At 29.9% G+C, this 12292-nt stretch carries 13 protein-coding genes; all 13 read left to right on the forward strand.

What is annotated here, in order from left to right; all coding sequences use genetic code 11:
• The first annotated feature begins 4 nt into the window (after positions 1 to 4).
• The 13 genes from AC3IF2_RS04005 to AC3IF2_RS04065 are packed head-to-tail and all read left to right on the forward strand — an operon-like array spanning position 5 to position 12279.
• Positions 5 to 2422, forward strand: a complete 2418-nt coding sequence (locus AC3IF2_RS04005; RefSeq protein ID WP_489165750.1) for a GumC family protein — start codon at positions 5 to 7, stop codon at positions 2420 to 2422.
• A gap of 11 nt (positions 2423 to 2433) precedes the next feature.
• A complete protein-coding gene (locus tag AC3IF2_RS04010) occupies positions 2434 to 3735 on the forward strand; it encodes a nucleotide sugar dehydrogenase (RefSeq protein WP_489165752.1) in 1302 nt (433 codons plus the stop codon).
• 9 nt (positions 3736 to 3744) lie between these two features.
• Positions 3745 to 5058 (forward strand): UDP-glucose dehydrogenase family protein, encoded by a 1314-nt coding sequence (locus AC3IF2_RS04015; protein ID WP_489165753.1) that lies wholly within the window; start codon positions 3745 to 3747, stop codon positions 5056 to 5058.
• Positions 5059 to 5077: 19 nt separating this feature from the next.
• The gene (locus tag AC3IF2_RS04020) at positions 5078 to 6127 is read left to right on the forward strand and encodes an NAD-dependent epimerase (protein WP_489165754.1); all 1050 of its coding nucleotides are present in this window, start codon (positions 5078 to 5080) and stop codon (positions 6125 to 6127) included.
• On the forward strand, positions 6127 to 6930 hold the full coding sequence (gene cysQ / locus AC3IF2_RS04025) for a 3'(2'),5'-bisphosphate nucleotidase CysQ (protein ID WP_489165755.1): 804 nt from the start codon (positions 6127 to 6129) through the stop codon (positions 6928 to 6930). The genes AC3IF2_RS04020 and cysQ overlap by 1 nt, the downstream gene beginning before the upstream one ends.
• Positions 6931 to 6940: 10 nt before the next feature.
• On the forward strand, positions 6941 to 7177 hold the full coding sequence (locus tag AC3IF2_RS04030) for a DUF2061 domain-containing protein (protein ID WP_489165756.1): 237 nt from the start codon (positions 6941 to 6943) through the stop codon (positions 7175 to 7177).
• A complete protein-coding gene (cysC, locus tag AC3IF2_RS04035) occupies positions 7167 to 7763 on the forward strand; it encodes an adenylyl-sulfate kinase (protein ID WP_489165757.1) in 597 nt (198 codons plus the stop codon). Before AC3IF2_RS04030 ends, cysC begins: the two co-directional genes overlap by 11 nt.
• Positions 7756 to 8661: a sulfate adenylyltransferase subunit CysD gene (cysD, locus tag AC3IF2_RS04040; RefSeq protein ID WP_489165758.1), complete on the forward strand. Its 906-nt coding sequence runs from the start codon at positions 7756 to 7758 to the stop codon at positions 8659 to 8661. Before cysC ends, cysD begins: the two co-directional genes overlap by 8 nt.
• A 9-nt stretch (positions 8662 to 8670) precedes the next feature.
• Complete coding sequence (locus tag AC3IF2_RS04045) at positions 8671 to 9930, forward strand: sulfate adenylyltransferase subunit 1 (RefSeq protein WP_489165759.1); 1260 nt, start codon at positions 8671 to 8673, stop codon at positions 9928 to 9930.
• 12 nt (positions 9931 to 9942) lie between these two features.
• On the forward strand, positions 9943 to 10890 hold the full coding sequence (locus tag AC3IF2_RS04050; protein ID WP_489165760.1) for a glycosyltransferase family 2 protein: 948 nt from the start codon (positions 9943 to 9945) through the stop codon (positions 10888 to 10890).
• Positions 10887 to 11630 (forward strand): sulfotransferase family protein, encoded by a 744-nt coding sequence (locus AC3IF2_RS04055; RefSeq protein WP_489165761.1) that lies wholly within the window; start codon positions 10887 to 10889, stop codon positions 11628 to 11630. The genes AC3IF2_RS04050 and AC3IF2_RS04055 overlap by 4 nt, the downstream gene beginning before the upstream one ends.
• The gene (locus AC3IF2_RS04060; protein WP_489165762.1) at positions 11621 to 11968 is read left to right on the forward strand and encodes a DMT family transporter; all 348 of its coding nucleotides are present in this window, start codon (positions 11621 to 11623) and stop codon (positions 11966 to 11968) included. Before AC3IF2_RS04055 ends, AC3IF2_RS04060 begins: the two co-directional genes overlap by 10 nt.
• Before the next feature lie 5 nt (positions 11969 to 11973).
• Positions 11974 to 12279: an EamA family transporter gene (locus AC3IF2_RS04065; protein WP_489165763.1), complete on the forward strand. Its 306-nt coding sequence runs from the start codon at positions 11974 to 11976 to the stop codon at positions 12277 to 12279.
• Positions 12280 to 12292: the final 13 nt, after the last annotated feature.

Below are 12292 nucleotides of genomic sequence, written 5' to 3' on the forward strand. Positions count from 1 at the left end.
AAAGATGCAACAGTTAGATATAGATGACATTAAATCCTTTGATGTTAAAGATTATGTTTTAAAAGTAATTTCGCATTGGAAATTATTTTTATTCATGTTGCTCTTAGGTTTATTGGTAGCTTTTTATATCAACAAAAGGAAACCTAGAATATATAGTCTTAGTAGTTTAATTACGGTTAAAGAAGAGCAAAACCCTTTGTTTACTTCTAGTACTAATATAGCTTTTAATTGGGGAGGACCTAGTGATAAGGTCGAAACAATTATAGCAATATTAAATTCACGTACTCATAATGAAAAAGTTGTAAAAGAATTAAAATACTATATTAATTATTATAAAGATGGTAATTTTAGACTTGAAGATGTATATGGAAATGTTCCATTTGAAATTGAATTAGATTCAAATAGTTATAACCTACTAAATGTACCTATTAAATTTGAATTTTTAAGTGATGATGAGGTTCAGTTATCTGTTAAGCATGAAAATGATGTAGTTAATTTAACCAATTATATCTCTCAAGATTTTAGGCAATACTCAATTAAAGAGAAAGAATTTTCTCGAAAGTTTCCAATAAACAAAGCTATTGAAACTCCTTTTTGTGATTTTAAAATTTTGCGAAAAAATTTTAATTCTCAATTATCAGGTGAAATTTTCTATGTTATTTTTAGAAGCTTTAATGGTACAGTGAGTTCTTATCAAGGGATAAATGCAAGAACTTATACTAAAGGAACTTCTTTAATTGAATTAGAACTTAAAGGTACTAATAAGAACAAAATAGAAGATTATATTAATACGACGGTAGAAGTTTTAGATCAAGATCAGAAAAAACAGAAAATAGAATATGCACAAAAAACTAAAGAATATATTGATGATGTATTTTCTAAAGTTTCAGATACTTTAGCAGACATTGAAAAAAATTTAGGAGAATACAAGCGAAAAAATAATGTTTACAATCTGAGTCTAGAAGGACAAGCACTGTTTACCGAAGTTTCAGAACTTGATAAGCGACAGCAACTAACTACTGACAGACTACAATATTATAATGACTTAGAAAGGTATATATTAAATAATAATGATATTAACCAAGATGTTCCAGCACCAGTTAATGTAGCTATTGAAGACCCAAATATTGTAAGGAACATTACCGAATTGGTAGAGCTATCGAAAGAAAAGAAAAATCTAGAACAAACTGTAACCCCAAACTATCCTCCCTTAAAAAATGTAAATGATAGAATAAAGATTACTCGTAATGTTGTTTTAGAAAATTTATCTAATTTAAAAAATGAGACTCAAAACAATTTAAATAATGTTAAGCGTCGTTTGGGAAATTATAATTCAAAATTAAAAACTTTGCCAAAAAAAGAACAAGGTCTACTTACACTTCAAAGAACCCAAGGGCTTACAGCAACCAATTACGAATATTTAAAACAAAAACAATACGAAGCAGGTACGGCAATAGCTGCAAATGTTTCAGATATAAAAATTTTAGACAAAGCCAAAGATATAGGTCAGTCTCCAATAAGTCCACGACCAAAGTTTAATTACTTAATAGCTGCTATGTTAAGTTTTGGATTACCTTTTTTGTTTATTTTAATAAAGGAAGCTCTCAATAATAAGATTGTAAGTGTTGAAGAAATTGAAAAACTATATGAGATTCCTGTGTTAGGGGTTATAGGCAGTGGTAAGATCGATAACTATTTGGCTGTTTTTAATAAACCTAAATCAGCCATGGCTGAGTCTTTTAGAGCATTAAGATCAAATATTCAATTTTTATTTAAAAAGGGAGAAAATTCTAAAACTATTGTAATAACTTCTTCAGTGAGCGGAGAAGGTAAAACATTGTCTTCAATAAACATGGCAACGGTTTTTGCGCTTAGTGATAAGAAGACTATTCTATTAGGTCTTGACCTAAGAAAACCTAAAATACACGACGATTTTAATGTCTCTAATGAAATAGGAGTTGTTAATTATTTAATTGGTCAAAAAAAAATAGAAGAGATTATTCAAGAAACAGATATTAAAAATTTGGATATTATAGCTTCTGGTCCAGTTCCTCCAAATCCTTCTGAATTATTGTTGAATGATCAAACTAAAGATTTAATTCTGTATTTGAAAGAAAATTATGATTATATAATTATAGACACACCTCCAATAGGTTTAGTAGCTGACGCTATAGAATTGTTTAATTATGCCGATGCTATAATGTATATTATTAGGCAAAATTATACCCAAAGGAAAATGCCTAAAATGATTGATGACAAATATAAAAACGGAGAGGTAAAAAACATTAGTTATGTTTTAAATGATTTTTCTGTAAAGGATAGCTATGGTTATGGCTATGGAGGCTATAGTTATGGAAAGTATGGAAATGGATATCATGATGAAGAAATGATGCCTTGGTATAAAAGAATATTTAAAAAATAAAATTGTGTAATATGAAAAAACCAAAAATTGCTATAATTGGTTTAGGGTATGTGGGATTGCCTCTGGCTGTCGAATTTTCAAAAAAATATCAAGTTATAGGTTTTGATATTAATAAGCAACGAATCAAAGAGTTAAGATCTAATAATGATTCCACTTTAGAAATATCTCCAAATGAATTGAAAAAAGCGAATATTAATTCTTATGATGATTTATCAGCAAATTTAAAAGGGCTGTGGCTTACAAATAAACTTTCTGAAATAGCTTCTGCCAATTTCTATGTAATAACTGTTCCAACACCAGTAGATAAAAATAATAGACCAGATTTAACCCCTTTATATAAGGCGAGTGAAACTGTAGGAAAAGTATTGAAAAAAGGAGACACTGTTGTTTATGAATCTACTGTTTTTCCTGGGGCTACCGAAGATGAATGTATTCCAATTCTTGAGAAAGAATCGGGTTTAACTTTTAATAAAGATTTTTTTGCAGGTTATTCACCTGAAAGGATTAATCCAGGTGATAAAAAACACACGGTAACAAAAATACTTAAAGTCACTTCAGGATCAACACCAGAAATTGCTAAATATATAGATGATATTTATAAATCGATAATTGTTGCTGGTACACATTTAGCGCCATCAATTAAGGTTGCTGAAGCAGCAAAAGTAATTGAAAACTCTCAGCGAGATATTAATATTGCATTTGTGAATGAGTTATCAAAAATATTTCGTTTAATGAATATTGATACTAATGAAGTATTAGATGCAGCTGGTACTAAATGGAATTTTTTACCTTTTAAACCAGGCTTGGTAGGAGGGCACTGTATAGGTGTAGATCCTTATTATTTAGCCCAAAAAGCAACAGAATTAGGTTATAACCCTGAAATAATACTTTCTGGAAGAAGGCTGAACGATAGTATGGGGCCTTACGTGGCTCAAGAAACTATTAAAATGATGATTAAAAAAGGTATTGATGTTGGAAAGGCCAAAGTATTAGTTTTAGGTATTACTTTTAAAGAAGATTGTCCAGATATAAGAAATTCTAGAGTGATCGATATTGTCGATGAGTTAAAGTCTTTTAATATCAATGTGGATGTTTTTGACCCATGGGCTTCTAGTAAAGAAGTTAAGCATGAATATGGATTAAATTTAATTACTTCACTTAAAGATATTGACACAACATATGACGGCTTAATAGTGGCCGTTTCACATAAAGAGTTTATGGAAATAAAATTAGATAATTATCTAAATAAAAATCATGTAATTTTTGATGTTAAGTCTACATTATCAAAAGAGGAATCTGATTCTAGATTATAATTTAAGTTTATGAATATAACAGTAATTGGAACGGGCTATGTAGGATTAGTCACAGGTACTTGTTTATCCGAAATGGGAAATAATGTTACTTGTGTAGATATCGATGAAGAAAAGGTTGATCAAATGCGTAAAGGAGTAGTACCTATTTACGAACCAAATTTAGAGGAATTATTTCATAGGAATATTGAAGGTAAACGATTACATTTTACTACTGATTTAAAGGTTGCCATAAAGGATTCAACAATTATATTCCTAGCATTACCAACTCCCCAAGGCGAAGATGGTTCTGCAGATTTATCTTATGTTGAAGATGTTGCTCATGATTTAGGAAAGCTAATCAAAGATTATAAAATTGTTATTAATAAAAGTACAGTACCTGTTGGGACTTCGGATAGGGTAAAAGAAATAATTTCTAACCATACTGATGTTGAATTTGATGTAGTTTCTAATCCTGAATTTTTAAGAGAAGGATTTGCAGTCAAAGATTTTATGGAACCCCAGCGTATAATTATTGGCAGTAAGAGTGTAAAGGCAAGAGAAATTTTAGAAAACCTTTATAAACCTTTTATTGATGTAAAAAGACCAATAATTTTTATGGACGAACGTTCATCAGAATTAACTAAGTATGCTTCAAATACTTTTTTAGCAACTAAAATATCATTTATGAATGAAATGGCCAATTTATGTGAAAAAATTGGAGCTGATGTAGATTTGGTGAGAAAGGGGATGGGATCAGATAATAGAATTGGTAATCGTTTTTTATTTCCAGGTATAGGTTATGGCGGGTCTTGTTTCCCTAAAGATGTAAATGCATTAGTTAAATCTAGTGATAATAATCTATATGATTTTAAAATTTTAAAATCTGTATTGGAGGTTAATAAGGTACAAAAAAGATCATTGTTGCCTAAAATTAAGAATTATTTCGGAGCTAGTTTAAAAGGTAAGAGGATTGCTATTTGGGGGTTAGCCTTTAAACCAAACACTGACGATATTCGTGAAGCTCCCTCTATAGATATAATTAATGAATTATTATTAAATGGAGCTTATATTTCTGTGTATGACCCAGAGGCTATGACAAATATTAAAAAAATTTTTAGAGACAAAATTATGTACGGAGAGGATGCTTACGCAATCTTGAATGATGCTAATGCTTTAATTATCTGCACAGAATGGAGTCAGTTTATCTCACCAGATTTTCATAAAATAAAATCTTTAATGAGTAATGCTGTTATTTTTGATGGAAGAAATATATTTGATTTAAAGACTATGGAAGAACATAAGTTTCATTACGAATCAGTTGGGCGATCAATTATTAATGTATAATTGTTTAAATATATAATTAATGAAAAAAATTTTAGTCACAGGTTCAGCTGGATTTATTGGTTTTCACTTATCAAAATTGTTAATTAAGAATAATTTTGAGGTTGTTGGGACTGATAATATAAATGATTATTATGACCCTAATTTAAAATTGATTCGATTACGAGAATTAGGGATAGATACTTCAAATATCGAATATAATTACCCTATAAAAGGAAATATTAAGTTTATAAAATTAGATATTCAAGACAAAGAGAATATTCTCAAGTTGTTTGAAAATGAGCAGTTTGATTATGTTATTAATCTCGCAGCACAAGCTGGCGTAAGATATTCATTAGAAAACCCGCAAGCTTATGTAGATAGCAATATTACCGGTTTTTTAAATATTTTAGAAGGATGTAGACATTTTCCTGTCAAGCATCTTGTTTATGCCTCTTCTAGTTCTGTATATGGTTTAAGTGAGCAAATACCATTTTCAGTTAATAATCATACAGATCATCCTATGGCTATATATGCAGCTAGTAAAAAGGCTAACGAAATGATGGCGCACTCATATTCACATTTATTTAATATACCTAGTACTGGATTGCGTTTTTTTACTGTATATGGCCCTTGGGGGAGACCAGATATGGCATTACATATCTTTACAAAAGCTATTGTAGAAGATAAAGAATTTAGCGTTTTTAATTTTGGTGATATGAGTCGGGATTTCACATATGTTGATGATATAGTTGAAAGCATTAGACGATTAATTCCTTTGTCACCTAGAGCTGATAATCCTGATTTTAACGCTGAAAAACCAAATCCTTCTATAAGTTCTGCACCTTATAGGGTTTTTAATATCGGAAACAATAGCCCAGTAGCACTGATGGATTTTGTTCATGCTGTTGAAGATGCTTTAGGTAAAAAGGGAAAAATTAAGTTAGAACCAATTCAAGCTGGAGATGTGCCGAGAACTTATGCTGATGTACAAAGCCTATTTGATTATATCAATTTTAAACCTTCAACAGATATTAAAGATGGGGTAAAAGCGTTTGTAGATACATATTTAGAAATATATTCAAAGAATTGATGCATAGAGAGGAGTTAAAGTTGGCTATAGAAGCGTCCATTGAGGCTGGGAAAGAAATTATAAAAGTTTATGAAAGTGATTTTGCTTATGAAGTAAAAGATGATAAATCACCACTAACATTAGCAGATAAAAACGCAAATGATGTAATTAATTCTTATTTACTCAAAACTAACGCACCTATTATTAGTGAAGAAAATAAACTGATTGAGTATAGTGTACGAAAGAAATGGAATCATTGTTGGATTGTTGACCCACTAGATGGAACTAAAGAATTTATCAAACGAAATGGTGAGTTCACTGTGAATATAGCGTTGATAGAAAACGGTGAGCCAGTTTTAGGCGTTATCTATGTACCAGTTACTAAAACACTTTATTTTGGAAATATTTATCAAAAGAAGTCTTATAAATATGAATTAAAGGACGAAAAAAACTCTATAGAGGATATTTTTGAAAAAGCCAATATCATAAATAACATGGCAGATGCTTCTAATCAAATAAGGGTTGTAGGTAGTCGTTCACATATGAATCAAATGACACAAGATTTTATAGATAATCTAACAGCAGATAATAAACAAGTACAAGTACTTTCTAGTGGAAGTTCATTAAAGTTTTGTTTGGTGGTAGAAGGTAATGCAGATGTATATCCTAGATTTGCACCCACAATGGAGTGGGATACTGCTGCAGCACATGCTATATGTAAAGCTTCAGGTATTTCTGTAAAAAGTATTGAAACCAATCAAGAGCTAATATATAATAAAGAAAACCTTTTAAACCCTTGGTTTATTTGTAAGCCTAAGAATTAAAGATGGAGTTATGAAAAACGATATTTCAAGAAAAAGGCATATTGCAAAAACATTTACCTGGCGTATAATCGCTACAGGAACTACTGTTATTTTAGCTTGGGTTATTTCTGGTGACCCTATGATTGGATTGCAAGTTGGTGGTTGGGAGTTTTTTATAAAGATGTTATTGTACTATGTACACGAAAGAGCATGGTATAAAATTAATTTTGGGTTAAAATCAAGAAAGAGTAAGGTTATTGATGAGTAATATCGTTCCACATAATTATCAGATAGATAAAAAGGATAGAAATAAGCAAAATAAACATTCATCCTTTTTAATTTGGTTTACTGGGTTATCTGGATCTGGAAAGTCTACAATTGCAAATGCTTTAGAAGAAAACCTTTTTAAAAAGTTAATCAAAACTTATATTTTAGATGGTGATAATATTCGTAAAGGTATCAATAAAGATTTGACATTCTCGCCAGAAGATAGAACGGAAAATATTCGTAGAATTTCTGAGGTTGCTAATTTATTTGTTGATGCTGGTTTAATTGTTCTGGCAGCTTTTGTTTCGCCATATAGAAAAGATAGAGAAGAAATAAAACAAATTGTTGGTAAAGACAATTTTATTGAAATTTTTGTAAATACTTCTGTCGAAGAATGTGAAAAGAGGGATGTGAAAGGGCTGTATAAAAAGGCCCGATATGGGGAAATTAAAAATTTTACAGGCATAGATGCGCCTTATGAACCTCCTATAAACCCAGACATTGAAATTAACACAGAACTATTAACAGTTGAAGAGTCTGTTTCAATAATTTTGGAAGTCATAAATAAAAAATTAAGTTATGAATAAGTATTATTTGAGTTATCTTGATGAACTTGAGTCTGAAGCGGTTTTTGTGATGCGTGAGGTATTTGCGCAATTCAGAAATCCAGTTATCTTATTTTCAGGAGGAAAAGATTCAATAGTACTTACTCACCTAGCAAAAAAAGCTTTTTACCCTTGTAAAGTACCATATGCTCTAATGCATATAGATACAGGGCATAATTTTCCAGAAACTATGAAATTTAGAGACAATTTGGTTAAGAACCTTGGTGTACAATTATTGGTTGGTTCTGTACAGGAAGCTATTAATGATGGAAGAGTGTTAGAAGAGAAAGGCAAAAACGCTACCAGAAATAGCTTACAGATTACTACCCTATTAGATGCCATTGAAGATAATCAGATTGATTGTGCTATAGGAGGAGGGAGACGTGATGAAGAAAAAGCACGAGCTAAAGAACGCTTTTTTTCGCATAGAGATGATTTTGGTCAATGGACTCCTAAAAATCAACGTCCTGAGCTTTGGAACTTGTTTAATGGTCGTATGAACCAAGGTGAACATTTTAGGGTGTTTCCTATTAGTAATTGGACAGAAATGGATGTTTGGAATTATATCAAAAGAGAACAAATTGATATTCCATCATTATATTTTGCACACGATCGTGAAGTAGTATGGAGAAATGATAGTTGGATACCTGTTTCTGAATACCTTCCTAAAATAGATGGAGAACAGACTTTTAAGAAAAAAATACGCTTTAGAACATTAGGAGATATTACAATTACTGGTGGTATAGAAAGTGATGCTGATACTTTAGAGAAAATCGTAGAAGAAGTAGCTGCCATGCGTGAAACAGAAAGAGGTAATAGAGCTGATGATAAACGTTCTGAGACTGCTATGGAAGATCGTAAAAAACAAGGTTATTTTTAAGGCAATAAAATGAGTAATATAGATAACAATCAATTATTAAGATTTACAACTGCTGGTAGTGTAGATGATGGTAAAAGCACTTTGATAGGTAGGTTATTATATGATTCCAAATCAATTTTCGAAGACCAGATAGCTGCTGTAGAAAAAACAAGCAAGCGAAAAGGGCAAGAAACAGTTGATTTGGCTTTATTTACTGATGGGTTACGAGACGAACGTGAACAAGGGATTACCATTGATGTAGCTTATAGATATTTTACTACACCAAAGCGTAAATTTATCATTGCTGACACACCAGGTCATATTCAGTATACGCGTAACATGGTTACCGGTGCATCAACTGCTAACTTAGCATTGATATTGATTGATGCTCGAAAAGGTGTTATCGAGCAGACTAAAAGACATTCATACATCGCTTCATTACTTCAAATATCACATGTTATTGTATGTATAAATAAAATGGACCTAGTCGACTATAGTGAAGATATTTTTAACGATATCGTTGGACAGTATGAAGCTATTTCATCAAAAATGATGATTAAAGACGTACGGTATATCCCTATAAGTGCTTTAGAAGGAGATAATGTAGTTCATCGTTCTAAAAACATGGCATGGTATCAAAATGCACCATTATTACATACTTTAGAAACTATTCATATTAGTAGTGATAATAACATGGTAGACGCCCGTTTTCCTGTTCAAACAGTATTAAGACCACAAAGTGAAGAACACAGAGATTATAGAGGTTATGCAGGTAGGGTGTCTAGTGGCATTTTTAGAGTTGGTGATGAAATAAAAGCGTTACCCTCTGGTTTGACTTCTAGAATTAAATCAATTAATTCTTATGATGAGAATGTATCTGAAGCATTCTCAGGCATGTCAGTTTCCATCGCACTAGAAGATGATGTGGATATCAGTAGAGGTGACATGATTGTAAAATCAAACAATGTACCTAATGTGACACAAGATGTTTCTGCTATGATGTGTTGGTTAAATGATAATAGAGCAAGACCACGTGCAAAGTATGTTTTAAAGCATACAGCTAATGAGCAAAAAGCAGTTATTAAGGAGGTACTTTATAAGGTAAACATAGATACTTTTAAACGTATTCAAGATGATAAAGATTTGGATATGAATGATATTTGTAAAGTAAGTTTAAGAATTACTGCACCTATTATGTCAGATGAATATGATGTGAACAGAGATACCGGTAGTTTTATATTAATTGATGAAGCTACAAATGAAACTGTTGCCGCTGGTATGATTGTATAAATTTTTTAAAATTTGAAAAAAACATCAATTTCTAATATGGCTAAATATTCTATTGTTATACCAGTTTATAATAGTGAAAGTATTGTATCAAAGACAGTTAGGGAAGTATACGGTGTGCTAAAATCTAATGATCTGAATGGAGAAATTATATTAGTTAATGATGGAAGTCCTGATAATAGTTGGCAAGTGATAAAAGAGCTAGCTATTGAATATGAAATAGTAAAATCAATAGATTTAGTAAAAAATTTTGGACAACATAATGCCGTGCTATGTGGATTTGAATATTCAACTGGCGATTATGTTATAACTATGGATGATGATTTGCAAAACCCTCCAAGTGAATTAATGATATTAATAAATAAATCTTTAGAGGGTAATTATGATCTTATATTTGGAAAATTTAAGAATAAGAAGCATGCTAACCATAGAAAATTAGGTTCAAAATTAGTTGGTTATTTGAATTATAAAGTATTCAATAAACCTAAAAACATAACCCTTACTAATTTTAGAATAATAAGTAAAGATGTTATTAATAGAGTTTTAACTTATAAGACTTCATATCCCTACGTACCAGGTTTGTTATTAATGTTTGCTTCTAAAATTGGTAATGTTGAAGTAGAACACCATCAAAGAGTTGTAGGGCAATCGAATTATACTTTTAGAAAAATTCTTACACTTTTAAGTAGACTTTTAATTAATTACTCTTCCTATCCTTTAAGATTATTAAGTGGTATTGGACTTATTATTTCTGGACTTAGTTTTTTCCTTGGAATGGCATACTTATTGAAAGGTGTTTTTTTAGGAACAAGTGTTGAAGGGTGGACAACGCTTGTTGTGTTAACAGCTTTTTTAGGGGGATTTATAATTGCTCTTCTAGGAGTAATAGGAGAATACTTATCTAGGATATTGGATCAATTATCTTCTAATAAAAGCTATTATGTAAAAGAAATTATAGAATGAAAGAACATTTTATAATTGTTGGAGCTCAGAGATCGGGTACTACTTATTTATACAAGCTTCTTGATCAACATCCAGAAATTTGCATGACTAAACATGTGAAACCTGAGCCAAAATATTTTTTAAATAAAGAACTGAGTAAATTAGATATTAATACTTATTTAACAACTTTTTTTAGTAATTGTATAAAAGATAGTAAGATTATAGGGGAAAAGAGTACCAGTTATTATGAAAATGAAGAAAGCGCTAAGTTGATAAAATACTTATTACCAAACGCAAAATTGATCTTTTTACTTAGAAATCCGATCGAAAGAGCTATTTCGAACTATTTTTTCAGCTCAAATAATAATTTAGAAAAAAGAACATTAAAAGAAGTCTTTGTAGACAATTTACCACCCTCTAGTGTTAATATCTCTAATATATCAGTAAACCCTTTTGGTTATTTAAGTAGAGGTGAATATGCTAAGTTTATTAAAATTTATCTAAAGTACTTCGATAAAAGACAAATTAAAATAATATTCTTTGAAGAAATAATAAAGGATATAAAATATATTCAAAATTTATATTCCTTCTTAAACGTAAATAAAGACTTTTTACCTTCCAATATAAATAATAAAGTTAATTCTTCGAAAAGAGAAGTTAGCATTTCTAATGAAGTTATTGTAAGTATAAAAGAATATTATAAGTACCATAATCAAGAGTTAGAAGAATTAATTGATAAAAAAATACTAGTATGGAAATAAAAAAAATTCTACTAGTTCTATCTACAGTGATAGTAACAATATCAACGGCCTTAATTTTAAATTTTGCCGCTAAGGATATAGCAAAAGTAAATTTTTTATCAATTACCTTAATTGCTATAGTTCTAATAGTAAATTTTACAAAGTTTATTATTTGGGGAATTATATATAAGAAATTTAATTTAAGCGAAGCATATCCATTAACTGCTCTTTTTTTTCCACTTATTTACCTAATATCTATTATTAAAGAAGAAACTGAATTAGAATTAAATAAAACTATAGGGGTTATATTGATTTTATTTGGCGCATACATTATGAACAAAAAAAGTGTCAAAGTGTGATGCAGATGAGCTATATTTTTCTTTTCGGAGCAATTTTTTCAACAGCTTTGGGGCAATTTTTTTATAAAAAATTCTCTTTATCTTCTAAATCGTTTTATCTTTTTTTAACTATTTTTTTATTTATAGCAACTCCGGTTTTAAGCTATTTAGCATTGAAAACTATTAGCGTGGACTTAGTTTATATGTTTACCTCGTTGACATTAGTAATTGTTTTATTATTATCTAAATTTTTTCTAAAAGAAAGAATTAAAAGAAATATGTATTATGGGATTTTTTTAATTGTATTAGGTATAGTAATTTATGGTATTTAAATCTAAAAATTTC

This window comes from Maritimimonas rapanae, from assembly GCF_057837205.1.

Bases quoted from the DNA above. Each gene is read 5' to 3' on its own strand.
- AC3IF2_RS04005 (WP_489165750.1), top strand. From the start codon at position 5: ATGCAACAGTTAGATATAGATGACATTAAATCCTTTGATGTTAAAGAT.
- AC3IF2_RS04010 (WP_489165752.1), top strand. From the start codon at position 2,434: ATGAAAAAACCAAAAATTGCTATAATTGGTTTAGGGTATGTGGGATTG.
- AC3IF2_RS04015 (WP_489165753.1), top strand. From the start codon at position 3,745: ATGAATATAACAGTAATTGGAACGGGCTATGTAGGATTAGTCACAGGT.
- AC3IF2_RS04020 (WP_489165754.1), top strand. From the start codon at position 5,078: ATGAAAAAAATTTTAGTCACAGGTTCAGCTGGATTTATTGGTTTTCAC.
- cysQ (WP_489165755.1), top strand. From the start codon at position 6,127: ATGCATAGAGAGGAGTTAAAGTTGGCTATAGAAGCGTCCATTGAGGCT.
- AC3IF2_RS04030 (WP_489165756.1), top strand. From the start codon at position 6,941: ATGAAAAACGATATTTCAAGAAAAAGGCATATTGCAAAAACATTTACC.
- cysD (WP_489165758.1), top strand. From the start codon at position 7,756: ATGAATAAGTATTATTTGAGTTATCTTGATGAACTTGAGTCTGAAGCG.
- AC3IF2_RS04045 (WP_489165759.1), top strand. From the start codon at position 8,671: ATGAGTAATATAGATAACAATCAATTATTAAGATTTACAACTGCTGGT.
- AC3IF2_RS04055 (WP_489165761.1), top strand. From the start codon at position 10,887: ATGAAAGAACATTTTATAATTGTTGGAGCTCAGAGATCGGGTACTACT.
- AC3IF2_RS04060 (WP_489165762.1), top strand. From the start codon at position 11,621: ATGGAAATAAAAAAAATTCTACTAGTTCTATCTACAGTGATAGTAACA.
- AC3IF2_RS04065 (WP_489165763.1), top strand. From the start codon at position 11,974: ATGAGCTATATTTTTCTTTTCGGAGCAATTTTTTCAACAGCTTTGGGG.